Source organism: Acidipropionibacterium jensenii (assembly GCF_005890135.1).
Taxonomy (GTDB): Bacteria; Actinomycetota; Actinomycetes; order Propionibacteriales; family Propionibacteriaceae; genus Acidipropionibacterium; species Acidipropionibacterium jensenii.
On the sequence record NZ_CP040635.1, the window covers coordinates 490,489 to 507,990 of the forward strand.

General features: G+C 68.5%; 13 protein-coding genes. 5 read left to right on the top strand and 8 right to left on the bottom strand.

Annotated elements, in window-relative coordinates; genetic code table 11:
• Position 1: 1 nt before the first annotated feature.
• Positions 2-1,582, top strand: a complete 1,581-nt coding sequence (locus tag FEZ32_RS02260; protein ID WP_036981654.1) for an aspartate:alanine exchanger family transporter — start codon at positions 2-4, stop codon at positions 1,580-1,582.
• Between the two features lie 602 nt (positions 1,583-2,184).
• Here the strand turns inward: FEZ32_RS02260 and budA are convergent.
• The 6 genes from budA to dnaK form a co-directional block, all read right to left on the bottom strand.
• Complete coding sequence (gene budA / locus FEZ32_RS02265; protein ID WP_027586526.1) at positions 2,185-2,904, bottom strand: acetolactate decarboxylase; 720 nt, start codon at positions 2,902-2,904, stop codon at positions 2,185-2,187.
• Positions 2,905-3,101: 197 nt separating this feature from the next.
• A complete protein-coding gene (locus FEZ32_RS02270) occupies positions 3,102-4,001 on the bottom strand; it encodes an SGNH/GDSL hydrolase family protein (protein WP_138679792.1) in 900 nt (299 codons plus the stop codon).
• Between the two features lie 12 nt (positions 4,002-4,013).
• Entirely contained in the window at positions 4,014-4,472 is a 459-nt protein-coding gene (locus tag FEZ32_RS02275) for a heat shock protein transcriptional repressor HspR (protein ID WP_097799364.1), read from the bottom strand.
• Between the two features lies 1 nt (position 4,473).
• A complete protein-coding gene (gene dnaJ, locus FEZ32_RS02280) occupies positions 4,474-5,631 on the bottom strand; it encodes a molecular chaperone DnaJ (RefSeq protein ID WP_138679793.1) in 1,158 nt (385 codons plus the stop codon).
• Positions 5,632-5,686: 55 nt separating this feature from the next.
• A complete protein-coding gene (locus FEZ32_RS02285) occupies positions 5,687-6,451 on the bottom strand; it encodes a nucleotide exchange factor GrpE (protein ID WP_138679794.1) in 765 nt (254 codons plus the stop codon).
• 130 nt (positions 6,452-6,581) lie between these two features.
• A complete protein-coding gene (dnaK, locus tag FEZ32_RS02290) occupies positions 6,582-8,453 on the bottom strand; it encodes a molecular chaperone DnaK (RefSeq protein ID WP_028703201.1) in 1,872 nt (623 codons plus the stop codon).
• Positions 8,454-9,363: 910 nt separating this feature from the next.
• Here dnaK and FEZ32_RS02295 point away from each other — a divergent pair.
• On the top strand, positions 9,364-10,197 hold the full coding sequence (locus FEZ32_RS02295; RefSeq protein ID WP_175415695.1) for a hypothetical protein: 834 nt from the start codon (positions 9,364-9,366) through the stop codon (positions 10,195-10,197).
• Positions 10,198-10,625: 428 nt separating this feature from the next.
• On the opposite strand, the gene FEZ32_RS02300 is transcribed toward FEZ32_RS02295, so the two are convergent.
• The gene (locus FEZ32_RS02300) at positions 10,626-10,856 is read right to left on the bottom strand and encodes a hypothetical protein (RefSeq protein ID WP_028703203.1); all 231 of its coding nucleotides are present in this window, start codon (positions 10,854-10,856) and stop codon (positions 10,626-10,628) included.
• The gene (locus tag FEZ32_RS02305; protein ID WP_028703204.1) at positions 10,853-12,007 is read right to left on the bottom strand and encodes an inorganic phosphate transporter; all 1,155 of its coding nucleotides are present in this window, start codon (positions 12,005-12,007) and stop codon (positions 10,853-10,855) included. The genes FEZ32_RS02300 and FEZ32_RS02305 overlap by 4 nt, the downstream gene beginning before the upstream one ends.
• 438 nt (positions 12,008-12,445) lie before the next feature.
• Here FEZ32_RS02305 and FEZ32_RS02310 point away from each other — a divergent pair, with 438 nt between their 5' ends.
• The 3 genes from FEZ32_RS02310 (at position 12,446) to FEZ32_RS02320 (ending at position 17,430) form a co-directional block, all read left to right on the top strand.
• A complete protein-coding gene (locus tag FEZ32_RS02310; RefSeq protein WP_138679796.1) occupies positions 12,446-13,174 on the top strand; it encodes a response regulator transcription factor in 729 nt (242 codons plus the stop codon).
• A gap of 9 nt (positions 13,175-13,183) precedes the next feature.
• Positions 13,184-14,746 carry a sensor histidine kinase gene (locus tag FEZ32_RS02315; RefSeq protein ID WP_097799369.1) on the top strand — a complete coding sequence of 521 codons (1,563 nt, stop codon included), beginning with the start codon at positions 13,184-13,186 and terminating at the stop codon, positions 14,744-14,746.
• A gap of 332 nt (positions 14,747-15,078) precedes the next feature.
• Positions 15,079-17,430: a glycosyltransferase family 39 protein gene (locus tag FEZ32_RS02320; RefSeq protein ID WP_175415696.1), complete on the top strand. Its 2,352-nt coding sequence runs from the start codon at positions 15,079-15,081 to the stop codon at positions 17,428-17,430.
• Positions 17,431-17,502 lie beyond the last annotated feature (72 nt).

Genomic DNA, 17,502 nt, shown 5'->3' on the forward strand with positions numbered 1-17,502 from the left:
CGTGTTCACCATCGTGCTGGACTTCCTGGTCGCCCACCAGCTGGTCACCATCCTCGTGGTCCTGGCCCTGGGCGCCATGCTCGGCCAGATCAAGTTCGGGCCGCTGCGCTTCGGCGCCGCCGGGGCCCTGTTCATGGGGCTCGTGGTGGGCACCCTCGACCCGCGTCTTGGACAGGGTTTGGCCAGCGTCAAGGCGCTCGGCGTCGTGCTGTTCTGCTACACCGTCGGACTGTCGGCCGGCTCGACCTTCCTGTCCGACCTCAAGCGGCAGTGGACGCTGATGGTGGCGGCGATCGTCGGACTGGTCGTGATGGCCGGGGCCGCGATCGGGCTGGGACGACTCTTCGGACTGTCCTCGGCGCACATCGCCGGGCTCTACGCCGGCGTGCTCACCTCACCGGCCATTGACGCCGCCCAGTCGGCCACCCAGGGGGCCGGCGACACCCTGGTCGGTTACGCGATCTCCTACCCGGTCGGCGTCGTCGTCGCGATGATCGTCGTCTCGATGATCGCCACCCGCAAGTGGCCGGCCAAGAAGGACAACACCTCGATGGCCGAGGCCGGACTGACCTCGGTGTCCACCGTGGTGGACCGCGAGACGACGATCCGCCACACCCCCGGATTCACCGCCGACCAGATCCGGATGTCCTACCTGCTGCGCGACGGTGAAATGCGCCTGGCCCGCCCCGACGACGACCTGCACATCGGAGACCAGGTGCTGGTGGTGGGCAACCCCAACGACGTCGACAAGGCCGTCAAGCACCTGGGACACCGGTCCCGCAAGCGCCTCACCGACGACCGCAACACGGTGGACTTCCGGCGGTTCCTGGTCTCCAACCCGCTGCTGGTCGGGCGGCGTCTGGGAGATATCGACGTCCGCGGACGCACCAGCGGCAAGGTGACCCGGGTGCGCCGCGGCGACCTCGACATGCTCGCCAATGACGACATCATCCTGCAGCCCGGCGACCGGGTGCTCGTCGTGGTGCCGGCCAACCGGCTGTCCGACGCCGCCGACCTGTTCGGCGACTCGGAGGCCCGGGTCTCCCAGGTCGACGCCCTCTCGCTGGGTCTGGGTGCGGCGATGGGCCTGGTGCTCGGGGCGATCCTGGTGGCCCTTCCCGGCGGCCTCAAGTTCGAGCTCGGAGCAGCTGCCGGACCGCTGGTGATGGGCATGATCCTCGGTGCGGTGCACCGCACCGGGCCGCTGCGCTGGGACCTGCCGCACGCCACCAACAACATCCTTCGCCAGATCGGCCTGATGATCTTCCTGGCCTGCGTCGGACTGGCCTCCGGTCAGGCCTTCATCTCCCAGGCCCTCACTTGGCACGGTCTGGCGGTGGTCATCGTCTCGGCCGTCTCGCTGATCCTCGGCGGGGTCATCCTGCTGGCCGCCGCCCGGTGGCTGCAGCTGTCGGCCCAGCGGGCCACCGGCGGATTCGCCGGGTTCGTCGGCCAGCCGGCGATCCTGGGGTATGCCAACACCCTGGTCAACGACGAGCGGATCGAGTCGGCCTACGGTGCGCTGTTCGCCCTGGGAACCGTGGTCAAGATCGTCATGGTTCAGGTCATCGCCCTGCTCTGAGGGGGTTGCCGTTCCGTCGTTCTCCGTTGTGATGTCGGCCTTCTTGGGTGCCTGTGGCTGTCTCCGCTTCTTGCCCTGCGGTGTCTGGCCGTCTCACCCTTGGTCTGACGGCGTCTGGCTGTCTCGCCCTTGGTCTGACGGCGTCCCGTCGTCTCCCCACCTGCCCTGACGGTGTCCTTCCGCTGCCCTGGACGGCGTCTCCAGCTCCCTTGTCCTGACGGCGTCTGGCTGCCTCTCCGCCCTGAACGACGTCCTCCCCCATCCCTGGCTCCACGTTGATCCAGTTACTCGGCACCCCCACCTCCCCCTCACCACGTTGATCCAGATACTCGGCGTTGATCCAGTTACAAGAGGATCAACGCCGAGTATCTGGATCAACGTGAAGTTCGGGCGGGCAGAGGCAGGCAGAAACGGAGTGAGGGCGGGCAGAGTCAGGCAGATAGAGGGCGGAACCGGTGAAGACCGGCAGACGTCGACAGACGCAGACGCCGACAACCAGAAACTGCGAGCAGCCAGCAGGCAGCCAGACCAGGCCCTTCTCGGAGCAGACCAGGCAATCGGACCGGATCCTTCTTGGTCCGGAGCCGACCCCGTCAATCAGGTCAGATCGTGCTGTGCTCGGTCTTGGCCATCTGGGCGGCCAGATCCGCCGGAGCCAGATCGGCGTGCTCGAACTCGGTGGTCACCGGAAGTCGAAGTCGCAGATCGGTGCCGACGCACACCTCGACCGACCCGTTGCTGATCTCGAAGTCGACGACGTGACCGCCCAGGGTCCGGGTGTCGTCGATGAAGTGGACATGGCAGCCCGGCACTGAGATCCCGCCCTGGTAGACGGGGGTCCGGAAACCGACGAAGACGCCGTCCAGGTCCTCGGCGCGCACCACCTCCTCGCCGTCGGTGGCCTCCACCATCGGACGGTAGGGCTTGGCCTGCTGAACCACCGTGCGCGTCGTCACCCAGCCGACGTGACCGCAGATCCGCAGCGCATACATGTAGTTCGCACTGGGCAGCAGCCCGTCGATGAGCCGCGACAGGTCCGAACGGTGCAGGGTCTGATTGATCTCCAGACGGTGGGAGGGGACGAAGTTGGTCACCGTCGCGTAGGGGGTGTGCTGACTCATCAGCGCCGGCCGGGTGGTGCCGTCCCCGCGCAGCTGGAAGCACCGTCCGTCGAGGATCACCATCTCCCCGTCCAGACCGTTGAAGGTGCCGAGCCCGAAGGACCCGTGGGACAGCAGCTCGGCAATGGACATCTCGTCCTCGTAGACGCCGTCCATGAGAGATGAGATGAGACTGGTCTGGAAGAACTCGTGTCGATTCACGGACTCCAGCTTAAGCATCCTCGGGCTCCCCGCACGCTCCTCCGAGCGTCCCCGACGACTTCCAAGGGAGGGTCACCCGACCGCCGACGGCCTCACCGCTCCGACCCTCATCCAGGATCCGGAGAACCTCACCTGTCCGACGCCCTCAACGAGCCGGAAACTGTCCTGGTCAGACGCCCCCAAGGAGCCGGAGAACCTCACCGACCCAGCGCCGAGACCACCGCATCGGACAGCCGGGCGTGCCCGGCGGCATTGGGATGGTCCCCGTCGGAGGCCAGCAGATCGGTCGGGTCCGCGCTTCCGTCGGTCCCGATGAAGGGGGTCGAGAAGTCGGCGTAGATCGCCTTCTGGGATGCGGCGACCTCGACCACCATCGCGTTGAACAGCCGGGTCATGGTCCACGACGTCATCATGTACTGCGGCCCGTTCTGGCGCCCGACCGCACCGTCGACGCCGACATTCCAGTACCCGGAGACGACCACCTTCGCGTCGCGGGCGGTCTGCAGCGCGCGGACCTGCTGGACGATCGTGGTGAGCCGCGTCCTCAGCTCGGCGATCGCCATCCGGGCGCACCCCGAGTCCGGGTCGCAGGACCCATCCGAGTCGTCGGGCAGGTCGTTGGCGCCGACCGTGATGACGACCAGGTCGGCGTCGGCCACCCGGGAGCGCACCGCGGCGGTGCCCAGCTGGTCCAGCACCTGGGAGCTGGTGAACCCGGCGACCGCGTCATTGACGACGACGCCGGTCACCCCGGCCCGGTCGGCCAGTCGGTCGCCGACCTGGGTGATGTAGGAGACGCAGCCCGGACAGTTGGCCGCCGAGGGGACCGAGTCGCCCAGCTCGACGGTGACGTATCGACCGGCATGACCGGCCAGGGTCGGGGTGGGAGTCGGCGTGGCTGTGGAGCTTCCCGTCGAGTCCGGGCGCCAGGATGACGACGCCCCCGACGTCCCCGTCCCCGACGACACCCCCGGCGTCGACGAGCCGGCACCGCTGGACGACGTCCCCGGGGCCGCGGCGGCGCTGGGGAATCGGGCGCAACCGGCCGTGCTGATGACCAGCAGGGCCATCAGGACAGCAGCCAGACGCGATCTCATCACCTCAGCATGTCACCGGCTCGGAAGAGCGAGCTGTGCGCGGACAATGGTTCTGCCCATGTGCACCAGCCCGGTCGACTCGGCGGTGAAGACCCTCGGCAGGTCCGAATTCCCGTGGTACTCGGCGTCCTGCATCTGGCGCATCGTGTCGGTGAGCTGATCGATCTGCTCGTTGAGCCGGTCGATGCGGCTCTCCATCTCGAGGATCCGACGGATCCCGTTGAGATTGATCCCCTCCTCCTGGGAGAGGTGCTGCACCAGCCTCAGGCGGCTGATGTCGCGGGCCGTGTACCGGCGTCCCCGGCCCTTGGCCCGGCTGGGCACCACCAGACCGAGGCGGTCGTAACCGCGCAGGGTCTGGGGGTGCATCCCGGCCAGTCCGGCGGCCACCGAGATGGGGAAGATCGCGGCGTCCTCGTCGATCGGGGCCAGATCGGTCCCCTCGGCGAGGACCTTCGCGCGCCGGGCCATCTCAGCTCACCGACCCGGAGTGAGGGCTGTCCCACGGCCTGGGGTCGGGCTGGTTGGCCCTGGCGGCGAACTCCTTGAGCGCCGCCTGGGCGTCGGCGTCCAGCGAGGTGGGCACCGTCACCGCGATGGTGGCCAGCAGGTCGCCACGGGTGCCGTCGTGCCGCGGAGCACCCTTGCCGCGCACCCGGAAGGTGCGCCCGTCGGGAGTCCCGGCGGGGATCTTCAGGGTGACGGTTCCGCCCTGGAGCAGCGGGACGCCGATCCTGGCGCCGAGGGCGGCCTCCGAGAAGGTCACCGGCACCTTGACGGTGAGGTTGTGGCCCTCGCGTCCGAACAGCTTGTGGGGACGCACATGGACCACGACGTACAGGTCGCCGGCCGGTCCGCCGTTCTCCCCCGGGGAGCCCTTGCTCTTGATGCGGATCCGCTGGCCGTCCTCGACCCCGGCGGGAATCCTCACCTGCATGGTGTGGGTCGACTTTGCCCGTCCCGAACCGTGGCAGATCGGGCAGGGGTCGTCGACGATCATCCCGCGGCCCTTGCAGTCTGGGCACGGTTCGCTCATCTGGAAGACGCCGCCGCTGTTGGTGGTGTGCATCCCGGACCCCTCACAGGTGGGGCAGACCCTGGGCATCGTGCCGGCCTTGGCGCCGGTCCCCCGGCAGGCCTGGCATGCGGCCTCGGAGACGGTGCGCATCGGCACCGTGACACCGGCGATCGCGTCGGTGAAGTCGACGGTCACCTCGCCCTCGACGTCGGCACCGCGTCGGGCGGCCCTGGTCGTGGTCCGCCTTCCGCCGGTGGAGCCGAAGAGGTTGCCGAACAGGTCGCCCAGTCCGTCGCCGTTGGTGGCATTGCGGAACAGGTCGTCGACCCGGACGTTCTGACCGCCCCCGCCGGGGAACTTGAACCCGCCGCCACCGCCGAACAGGCTGCGCTGCTGGTCGTACTCCTTGCGCTTCTTCGGGTCTGACAGCACGTCATTGGCCTCGGAGGCCTCCTTGAAGCGGGCCTCCGCCGCCTTGTCGCCCGGATGGGAGTCGGGGTGGTTCTCCCGCGCCAGCTTGCGGAAGGCCTTCTTGATCTCCTCAGGCTTGGCGTCCTTGGAGACGCCCAACACCTTGTAGTAGTCCTTGTTGGCCCAGTCAGTCGTGCTCATTCAGCGCCTCCTCCCTGTCGAATCCACTCGATTGCTCATCTGCTCGTGTCGCGTCTCAGTTGTCACCAGCGGGGCTCTGACCGGAGCCCCCGTCGGCCTCCGAGGCACCACTGCCGTTGCTGCCGGTGCTGCCGGTACCCGTGCTGCCGTTACCGTCCGAGACGGCGTTCGGATCAGGATCCGACACTGCCACCCGGGCCGGCCTCAGCACCTGGTCGCCGAGCTTGTAGCCCGGCTGCATCACCTGGGAGACGGAGGTCACCGTCGCCCCGGGCAGCGGCACCTGCATCAGCGCCTCGTGGACGTGGGGATCGAACTCCTCGCCCACCGCGCCGAAGCTGGTGAGGTCGTGGGCCGCGGCGACCTTCGCGATCGCGTCGGCAACCGCACGGAACCCGGACCCCTCCTCCAGCTCGCCGTGCTGGCGGGCCATCTCGATCGAGTCCAGCACCGGCATCAGGTCCGCGACGACCTTTCGGACGCCCACCTGGCGGGCCAGGTCGCGGTCGCGGTCGACCCTGCGCTTGTAGTTGACGTACTCGGCCTGAAGACGCTGGAGGTCCTCGGTCCGCTCGGCCAGCAGGGTGGCCAGCTGGCTCTCCCGGCTGGGCGGGTCGGTCGGACCCTCTGGTCCGCTGCCGGTGCTCTGGTCGACGCCGTCGGTGTTCAGCTCGACTCCCTCCACGATGTCGTTGAAGGCCTGGTCATCACTGGCCCTGCCAGTGGCCCGATCGGCCGGGTCGGCCGGGTCGGCCGGGGAGTCACCGCCATCGCGACGGTCGGCGTCCTCGGGCTTGTCAAAGTTCTCGTTGTCACTCATGTCGTTCTCGTCACCCCTGGATCTGGCGTTCTGCGCCCCGGGGGCGCCGGTTCACCCGACGCCCCCGGTCACGCGTGGAGACTGCGTGGAGCCTGCGGGCCCGGCCGCGGGGCCGGGCTCACAGCTGCGCTCAGTTGGCCTTGTCATCCTTGTCGTCGTCGACGATCTCGGCGTCCACGACGCCGTCATCGCCCTCGGCCGAGGACTCTCCGGCGGCGCCGGCGGCCTCACCATCGGCCGGGGCCTGCTGCTGGTTGGCCTGAGCGGCGGCGTAGATCGCCTGGCCCATCGCCGACGCCTTCTGGTTGAGGTCGTCCATGGCGGCCTTCACCTCGTCGTCGTTGTCGGTGCCCTTGAGGGTCTCCTTCAGCTTCGCGATGGCCTCGGTCACCGGGGTCTTGACGTCCTCGGGGATCTTGTCGCCGTTCTCGTCGAGCAGCTTCTCGGTGCGGAAGGCCAGCGAATCGGCCTCGTTGCGCATCTCGACCGCCTCGCGGTGCTTCTTGTCGGCGTCGGCGTTGGCCTCGGCCTCCTTGACCATCTTGTCGATCTCGTCCTTGCCCAGGGCCGAACCGCCGGTGACAGTCATGGACTGCTCCTTGCCGGTGGCCATGTCCTTGGCGTGGACGTGGACGATGCCGTTGGCGTCGATGTCGAAGGTGACCTCGATCTGCGGGATGCCGCGCGGTGCGGGCATCAGGCCGGTGAGCTCGAAGTTGCCCAGCGACTTGTTGTCGCGGACGAAGTCGCGCTCGCCCTGGTAGACCTGAATCATCACGGACGGCTGGTTGTCGTCGGCGGTGGTGAAGACCTCGGACCGCTTGGTCGGGATCGTGGTGTTGCGCTCGATGATCTTGGTCATCACGCCGCCCTTGGTCTCGATGCCGAGGCTCAGCGGGGTGACGTCCAGAAGCAGCACATCCTTGACCTCGCCCTTCAGGACGCCGGCCTGCAGGGAGGCGCCCAGGGCCACGACCTCATCGGGGTTGACGCCCTTGTGGGGCTCCTTGCCAGCGAGCTCGGTGACCAGATCGGTGACGGCGGGCATCCTCGTGGAGCCGCCGACCAGGATGACCTCGTCGATCTTGGAGACGTCGAGACCGGCGTCCTTCATCACCGCGTTGAACGGTGCGCGGCAGCGGTCGAGCAGGTCGGAGGTGAGGCGCTGGAACTCGGCGCGAGTCAGCTTCTCGTCCAGGTGCAGGGCACCGGTCTCCGGGGTGGCCGTGATGTAGGGCAGGTTGATCTGGGTTTCAGAGGCCTGCGACAGCTCGATCTTGGCGCGCTCGGCGGCCTCCTGCAGACGCTGCTTGGCCATCTTGTCCTTGGACAGGTCGACGCCGTGAGCGTTCTTGAAGTTGGTGACCAGCCAGTCGACGACCCGCTGATCCCAGTCATCGCCACCCAGACGGTTGTCGCCGTTGGTGGCCTTGACCTCGAAAACCCCGTCGGAGATGTCCAGCAGGGAGACGTCGAAGGTGCCGCCGCCGAGGTCGAAGACCAGGACGGTCTGCTCCTTCTCGGTCTTGTCCAGGCCGTAGGCCAGGGCCGCGGCGGTGGGCTCGTTGACGATTCGGTCAACGGTCAGGCCGGCGATCTCGCCGGCCTCCTTGGTGGCCTGACGCTGGGCGTCGGAGAAGTACGCCGGGACAGTGATGACGGCGTCGGTGACGGTCTCACCGAGGTAGGCCTCGGCGTCCCTCTTCAGCTTCTGCAGCACGAAGGCGCTGATCTGCTGGGGCTTGTAGGTCTTGTCGTCGATCTTGACGGTCCAGTCGGTGCCCATGTGACGCTTGACGGAGCGAATGGTGCGATCGACGTTGGTCACAGCCTGACGCTTGGCGACCTCGCCGACCAGCACCTCACCGCTGTTGGTGAAGGCGACCACCGACGGAGTGGTGCGGGCGCCCTCGGCGTTCGGGATGACGGTGGGCTCGCCACCCTCGAGGACGGCGACGCACGAGTTGGTGGTTCCGAGGTCGATGCCTACTGCACGGGCCATGTTTCCTGTTCCTCCTGAGTGAGGTGAAAGTTCTTCATGTGGCTCTCCGGGACCCCGTGGCCAACCATCTGCCTGGCGTCCCCTTGAGCGGTTACGGCTCAAGGCTAGCGGTTGAGTCGACCCGTATCAACCTTTCAGCGGGCCTCTCGTGCTCCAACCTTGAGTACACCAGACTCAACCCTGGTGACCCCGGTGGTATTCCCGACCTCTCCCACACGTCTCCGCGCACCCACATTCCACGCGTCCACGCGTCTGCGCCCACCCACATTCCACGATGCTCGCGAAGTTCGACGATGCTCGCGCTATAGCGCGAGCATCGTCGAACTTCGCGAGCATCGTGGGGTCAGGGTCAGACTTCCCCAGGGATGGTCGGACCGCGTGGGGGTGGTCGGACTCCACCAGCGGGCGGGATGGGACTTCGGCCCGGGGCGGTCATACTTCAATCCAGCCGGGCCTTGGTCCGCTGCGGTCGGGGCCGCCGGGCACAGTCCGGGGTTCCGGTCGGGCGTGGACGGATACCCCGGCACGGACCGAATGACGGCCACCGCGGTTCGGACCCGCTGACACACCCCGACCAGCGGCCGCGACCCCCAACTGGGCACCACCCTGACCGACGTCCCACTCCCCCAACCGGGCATCAACCCGACCGGCGTCCCACCCTCTGGCCGAAGCCCCACTCCGCCGAGCAGGCCACCGCCTGCAGGAGAGTCCAGGAACGGCCACACCGTGCCCAGATTCCGCCCACAGCGAACTCCACTGTGAATCCCGGCCACCACCGTCACAAAACGCGGTTCTCGGACCACCTGTTCTGGGTGTGAAGGGGATATCCAAGAACGTCAGGCGGGTCAGCGATCTGGTCCGCGAAGGAATGAGCCATGAGGACGTCGCGCGGTGCATCAGCGACGGGTCCATGACCACGATCCGGCACGGGGCGGTGAGCACCGGTCCACCGGGCATCGACGAGCGAGAGCTCCAGCTCGACCTCATCGAGGCGACCCTGCCCGTCCTCGGCGGGGACGACTGGGTCCTGAGCCATGTCTCGGCTGCGGCCCTCCTCGGGCTCCCGATGACCAAGGACGAGCAGACGACGGTGTGGGTGACCAAACCGCCGGGAGACAACAGCAGGCACCGCAAACCATGGCTCGTGACGCGGACGTGCAGAATCACTCCCCAAGAGATCTGTGACGTCCGCGGGGTCCGCGTCACCAGTCCGGAGCGCACCGCGGTCGACATGGCGCGCGAGTTCGGCTTCGTCACCGGCGTCATGATCGCCGACGCCGTCCTGGGCAGAGGCGGATCCGCGCAGCACCTCCAGGAGCTCACGGACCGTGCCTTCCGCAGACCGGGAAACCGAGCGGCACGGCGGGTGGCGGAGTTCGCCGACCCTGCCCCCGAGAGCCCCGGGGAGTCGCTGATGCGCGCCATGCTGGAGGTCCAGGGCTGCCCCCGCCCGGTGCTGCAGTTCATCATCCGCACCCCGGACGGACAGTTCGTCGCACGGACCGACTTCGGGTGGCCGGAGTTCGGGGTGATCGGCGAGTACGACGGCCCCGAGAAGTACGGTCGGCTGCTGCGTCCGGGCCAGACCGTCTCAGACGTCGTCGTCGCCGAGAAGGACCGGGAGGCGGCCATCCGCGACCAGGGATTCCAGATCATCAGGTTCAGCGCGGCCGATCTGAGGAACCCCCGGGCAGCGGCGTACCGGCTGCGACGTCTGATCTACAGGACAGGACCTGACGCATAGCCCGGAGCCGTCATCGGGGGCACCCGGAGCTTGAGCCGGCCGAATCCACCAGCACTTCAACCGACCGAGACCACCCAGGACTTCAGCCGACCCTGCCCACCCGGCCAGATCCGACCACACCAGCCCCAAACCCGACCACACCCAGTCCATTGGCCGCCCAAACCCCGACGATGCTCGCGAAGTTCGACGATGCTCACGCTATAGCGCGAGCATCGTCGAACTTCGCGAGCATCGTCGCAAAAAGGGTGGCACCGGCAACCCAGGGGGCACCACAGGACGTCCGGCAACCCAGGGGGCACCACAGGACGTCCGGCAACCCAGGGGGCACCACAGGACGTCCGGCACCACATAGGGGCCGGCACCGCAGGACGGCCGGGAAGACAACTGGCCGGCTGGAGAACCAGCCGGCCAGTCAGTCCACCCAGAACTCAGTGGAAGTAGGGGATGAGGAGGTAGAGGCCGTAGAGGACCACCAGGCCGGCCAGCCCGATCATGCTCCAGCCGATCATCACCAGGGAGGCGGTGCCGTCCCCGTTGCCCTCGCGGATCTTCGCCCGGTCGAGCATCAGCGCCCCGCCGGAGACGACTCCGACGATGGCCACGGCGGCCAGCACGGTCACCATCGCGACCTGGGCAAGTGCGATCCAGTCGATGCTCATGCTGCGGCTCCCTCGGAGACGTGGGCGACGCCGGGCTTGCGCACGTTGACGTCGCTGGACTCGTTGACATTCTTCGAATCGATCGAGTGATGACGGGACTGATGGAGGATGAACCCGGCGCCGAGCAGCAGCAGGGCCGCATCGATCGCCATGCCGCCGAGCCCGAGGCCGGCGATGAGGGAGGCCAGCGCGCCGACGACCGCGGCGCACGGCAGGGTGACGACCCAGGCGATCGCCATTCTTCCGGCGGTGGACCACCGGACCTGAGTGCCTCGGCCGAGCCCGCAGCCCAGGATCGATCCCGAGCAGACGTGGGTGGTCGACAGCGCGAAGCCCAGGTGGGAGCTGGCGAGGATGGCGACGGTCGAGGAGGTCTCGGCGGCGAATCCCTGGGGGGACTCGATGTCGCACAGCCCCTTGCCCATGGTTCGCATGATCCGCCACCCGCCGGAGTAGGTACCCAGGCCGATGGCGCAGCCGGCCGCCAGGATGACCCAGACGTGCGGGCCGGTGCCGGCCGTCTGGTAGCCGGCGGCCACCAGCACCAGGGTGATGATGCCCATCGTCTTCTGGCCGTCGGAGGTGCCGTGGGCCAGGGCGACCATGGACGCCGACACGACCTGCGCGTGCCGGAAGATGCCGCGAGTGTTCTTGTCGGTGGTGCGACCGTTGATCTTGTAGGCCAGCCGAGTGGCCAGGGCGGCGGCGACGCCGGCCACCACCGGGGCGACCAGGGCCGGCAGGATGATCTTGCTGAGGATGGTCTCGAGGTGGACCCCGCTCATCCCCGCCTTGACCACCACGGCGCCGATGAGGCCGCCGAACAGGGCGTGCGAGGAGCTGGACGGAAGTCCGAAGAGCCAGGTGACGAGGTTCCACATGATGGCCCCGGCCAGGCCGGCGAAGACCATCTCGGGACTCACCAGCGAGTCCTCGACGATGCCGCTGGAGATGGTCTTGGCGACCTCGGTCGACAGGGTGGCCCCGACGACGTTGAGGACGGCCGCGATACCTACCGCGACCTTCGGGGCGAGAGCACCGGTGGCCACCGAGGTGGCCATGGCATTCGCGGAATCGTGAAAGCCGTTGGTGAAGTCAAACGCCAGCGCTGTGATCACGACCAGGCAGACGATGAACAGAGTCGTTGTCAATGACAGTCCTTGGACTCAGGGCGCGCGGTCGACCAGACCCACCCGTCACAAACCTGGGTTCCAGCGGTGCGCCCGAACCCAGCAGAACGCTAGTGCGATCGGTGACCCCCGGTTTTCACCCCTGCGCGGACCCGCCCCCCCGCGTCCGGGTCCGGGCGGGCCCTGTCCTGGCAACGGGGCGGGCGGGCGGCGTCCGGTCCGCCCCGCAGGCCGACGCAGGAACCGGCCCCGCGGCGCGGCGTCGCGGACGAGACGGCACGCCGTACTCCGGGTCGATGGTGAAAGTTAACCAAATGTTCATCTTGGGCCATCGGCGCATCCGCCGGGGACCAACCCTCCCCTGGCCATCGGCTGCACACAGCCCCCGACTACCGACTCTCAGGATCATCACAGCCAAGCCCCGTCCTCCACACACCCTCTGCGTGCCATTCTTGCGACGTGACGGACAATTCACCCACCAAACTCACACGCGCCGACGGCTCTCCGATCCGTGTCCTGGCCGTCGACGACGAGGCCAGCCTGACCGAGCTTCTCTCCATGGCGATGCGCTACGAGGGATGGAAGGTGACCACCGCGGACAGCGGCATCAAGGCCGTCCGCGCGGCCAAGGAGGTCAAGCCGGACGCCATCGTCCTGGACATGATGCTGCCGGACTTCGACGGCCTGGAGGTGATGCGCCGAATCCGGATGGACCAGCCCGAGGTGCCGGCGATCTTCCTCACCGCCAAGGACTCGGTCACCGACCGGATCGCCGGACTCACCGCCGGTGGCGACGACTACGTCACCAAGCCGTTCTCCCTGGAGGAGCTCATCGCCCGGCTGCGCGGCCTGCTGCGCCGCTCGGGAGCCACCGAACCGCGCTCGGACTCCACTCTGGTGGTGGGCGACCTCACCCTGGACGAGGACTCCCATGAGGTGGCCCGGGCCGGCGAGGAGATCAACCTCACCGCCACTGAGTTCGAGCTGCTGCGCTACCTCATGCGCAATCCCCGCCGGGTGCTGTCGAAGGCCCAGATCCTCGACCGGGTGTGGAACTACGACTTCGGCGGTCAGGCCAATGTCGTCGAGCTGTACATCTCCTACCTGCGCAAGAAGGTCGACCGCGGCCGCCAGCCGATGATCCACACCATGCGCGGCGCCGGGTACGTGCTGCGTCCCGCCAACTGAGCCGCGACGATGGGCAGGATCCGGGAGCGCCTCACCCGACGGCCAGACTCCCGGCAGGACTCCCGGCTGGACCATCCGCGCGGCAACGGCACCCTGGGACGCCGACTCATCATCCAGGTGTCGGCGATCGCCGCGGTGGTCGCCATCGCGCTGACCGCCATCACCACCTTCGCTACCTGGCACATCCTGGTTTCCCAGCTGGACCAGCAGCTCGACACCGCCAGCCAACGCCAGTCCAGCCAGCCGGGGGCCGATCCCTGCTTCACCGAGATCCCCGGCCCCGCCCAGGGGTCCAAGGTGCTGGGCAACTCGGTGGGCTCGGTCTTCGTCTCCCGGTGCGCCAACGGGCTGACGGTCGGATCGGTGGTCACCGAGGGTCAGGTGGACTCCTTCATCCGCGGCAACGGGATGTGGATCGGCCTGAACAACAGTGCCACCACCGTCTCGCCGAGTCTCGACTCCGGCCTCAACACCCTGCTCGACGTCCCCAGCGACGGCCGCAAGCACGGCATCAGGCTGGACGGTCTGGACCGCTACCGGGTGCTCTCCCAGACCCGCGACGGCGCCACCTACGTGGTCGCGCTGCCGATGGGAAACATCGACAGAGCGATCAAGGCCCTACTGATCCTGGAGTGCGGCGGGGCGGCACTGGCCGTGGTCGCCTCGATGGTGATCTCGCGCACCGTCGTGATGCACAACCTCAAACCCCTCAACCGGCTGGCCTCGGTGGCCAACCACGTCTCGAGGCTCGACCTGGACTCCGGGGAGGTCAACCTGCCGGTCCGCGTCGATCCCGCGCTGGCCGATCCGCGCACCGAGGTGGGCCGGGTCGGATCGGCCTTCAACCACATGCTCAACAATGTCGAGGGAGCCCTGGCGGCCCGCCAGAAATCCGAGACGAAGGTCCGCCAGTTCGTCGCCGACGCCTCCCACGAGCTGCGCAATCCGCTCGCCTCGATCCGCGGTTACGCGGAACTCACCCGCCGCTCCGAGCAGCAGCTGCCGGAGGACGCCGCCCACTCCCTGAGCCGGATCGAGGCCCAGGCGACCCGGATGAGCGGCCTGGTGGAGGACATGCTGCTGCTGGCCCGTCTAGACAACGACCAGACCCTCGACCTCCAGCCCACCGACCTCGTCGAGGTGGTGCTCAACGCGGTCTCGGACTCCCAGGCCGCCAGCACCGACCACACCTGGTCGCTGGACCTGCCCGACGAGCCGGTCATGGTGGCAGCCGACCCCGACCGGCTCACCCAGGTGGTCGTCAACGTGCTCTCCAACGCGCGCAAGCACACCCCGCCGGGCACCCATGTGCACACCTCCGTCGCGGTCGAGGGAACCGAGGCGCGGGTGGTGGTCACCGACGACGGTCCGGGAATCCCCGAGTCGGTACGCGAGACGGTCTTCGAACGGTTCGCCCGCGCCGACACCTCCCGCACCGACTCCACCGAGGGGTCCACCGGGCTGGGGCTGGCGATCGTGGCGGCGGTGATGGAGGCCCACCACGGCTCGGCGCACCTCGACTCCAGCGAGCGCGGGACGACGATGACGCTGCGGCTCCCACTCACCGGCTGATCGCCTCAGGCCCCGCCCACCGAGGCTCCACAGTCCACCCGACAGCGCGACGTGACGAGTCGAGCTCACAGCGCCATCCACCGATGGCACCGCTCCCAGCGCGACCTGCGCCCAGCTTCCAGCAGCCCACCGCTCGGCCCAGCTCTGCGGTGGCCGACGTCCAGATCCGCTGTGTGCCCACCGGGTGATAGCTGTCCTCCGACTGTGTGAATGCTGATGATCGTGCTTTCTGGCCGGCGGCATCCGCCACCCACACGGGACGCACAGGATCCAGCAGTCGGCTGGAAGCCATGGAGAATCCAGCGGCTCTCGGTCCCACGCACACACGACTCATGTCCGGCGTCACCGCCCCACAGGACGCTGCCCGGAACAGCACTACCCGGGACCCCAACACACTGGACACCACCGCCCAGGACGCCGCCTCCCAGGACACCACCGAACGCAGGACCACGCTCCGGGCCGGTGCGCGCGGTGGGTCCCGCCGCTCGTCGCTGCGAGCCGGCCGGGTATGGCGGGCGGCCAGTCTCGGTCTCCTGCTCCTCGCCATCGGATGCCTCTACATCATCGGCCTGTCGGCCTCTGGCTGGGCCAACTCGTTCTACTCGGCGGCCGCGCAGGCGGCCTCACAGTCATGGAAGGCGCTGTTCTTCGGGTCCTCGGACGCCGCGAACTTCATCACCGTCGACAAACCACCAGCATTCCTGTGGATCATCGGCATCTCGGTGCGCATCTTCGGCGTCAACTCCTGGGCCATCCTGGTGCCCGAGGCGCTCGAGGGGGTCTCCGCGGCCGCCGTCCTCTACGTCACGGTGCGCCGGGTCCTGGCCCACGGCGGTTGGCGCGACGTCACCCCCGAGACCAGCGCGCTGCACAACCGCGCCCACTGGGCGGCGATGGGTGCCACGGCCATCTTCGCAACGGTGCCCTCGGCGACCCTCATGTTCCGCTACAACAACCCCGACGCCCTTCTCACCCTGCTGCTCGTCGTCGCCACCTACTGCGTGCTGCGAGCCTGCGAGAAGGGCTCGCGCGGATGGCTCGCCTGGGCGGGGACCGCGGTCGGATTCGCCTTCCTCACCAAGATGCTGCAGTCCTTCCTGGTGCTGCCCGCCCTGCTGATCGCCTACGTCATCACCGCGCCGCGCAGCTGGAGGCACAAGCTCGTCGACCTGCTGACGGCCCTTGGCACCATGGTGCTCTCGGCCGGCTGGTATATCGCCGTCTTCGAACTGGTGCCCGCCTCCTCCCGTCCCTACATGGGCGGGTCGCAGACCAACTCCTTCCTGGAGCTGGTGCTCGGCTACAACGGACTGGGCCGGATCACCGGCAACGAGACCGGATCGGTGGTTCCCGGCGGCACCACCGGGGCGGGGTCGTGGGGACGCACCGGGATCACCCGGCTGTTCGACGGCACCTCGGCCGGCATGGTCACCTGGTTCATCCCGGCGGCCCTCATCCTGTCGGTGACGGCCGTGGTCCTCATCGGGCGCAGGGGCTGGGTCGGTCTGTCCACCCGTCGTCTCGGTCCCTCGAACGCGAGGTCGACGCCGTCGACCCAGACGCTGGCCGGCGTCATCGCGACGGCCGGGTCGCTGGTCGTCACCGCCCTCACGTTCTCGTTCATGTCGGGCATCTACCACGACTACTACACGGTCGCCCTCGCACCGTGGATCGGTGGAGCGGTCGGTCTGGGGGCCGCCGTCTGCTGGCAGCACCGGGACCGGTGGACGGGCCGCATCGCGCTGGCCGCGTCCACGGCGGTGACCGCCGGCTATGCGATCTACCTGTTCTCGCAGGCCGGTGGGGCCTGGATGATCCTGGCGGCCGCGGTGGGCGTCGCCGGACTGGTCGCCTCCCTCGGGCTGCTCCTCGGTCCGCTGCTTCCCGCCGGGATCGCGAGGGCATCCCTGGCGATCGCCCCGGCCGCCGGGCTCGCCGGCCCTGTCGGCTACTCGGTCAACACGGCGGCCACCCCGCACACCGGCGCAATCATCACTGCGGGACCGGTCTCCAGCGGTCAGGGCGGCGGCCCCGGCGGAGCGGGCGGCCAGGCGGGCCGGACGAGCCGGGGAGGTCCAGGGGGTCAGGCAGGTCAGAGACAGCCGCAGAACGGCCAGGGCGGACCCGGGCAGTCGGGGACGGGCAGTACCCGAACTGGTCGGACGCCCGGCGCCGGCCAGACCGGAGGTCGACCCAACGGCATGGCCGCAGGCCAGTCCACCGGAGGGACCAACGGGTCGACCCCCGCGCGCCAGGGCGGCCGGCCCGGCAGCACCGGCGGCGGGATGGGCGGCCTCAACGGCAGCGCCCAGGTCTCCACCGCCGCCAGGACCCTTCTGTCATCGGGTGCCGGCTCCTACACCTGGGTGGCGGCCGTCACCGGGTCGAACAACGCCGCCAGCTACCAGCTCGCCACCGGCTATCCAGTGATGGCCGTCGGCGGCTACAACGGCACGGAACCGGCGCCCACGCTGAGCCAGTTCAAACAGCTGGTGGCGCAGGGAAGGATCCACTTCTACATCTCCACCGGCTCCGGCGGCGCCGCCGGATCCAACGCCGGCTCCGGATCCACCACCTCCGGTTCCAGCGCCAGCTCCGAGATCTCCACCTGGGTCGCCAAGAACTTCACGGCACAGTCCGTGGGCGGCACATCAATCTATGACCTCTCACAGGCGACATCATGACGGCACAGATTCTCCACAATGCCGCCAAAGCCAACACCTCATTGCACGCGGAAGTCTCTTGTTCAGAAGGAG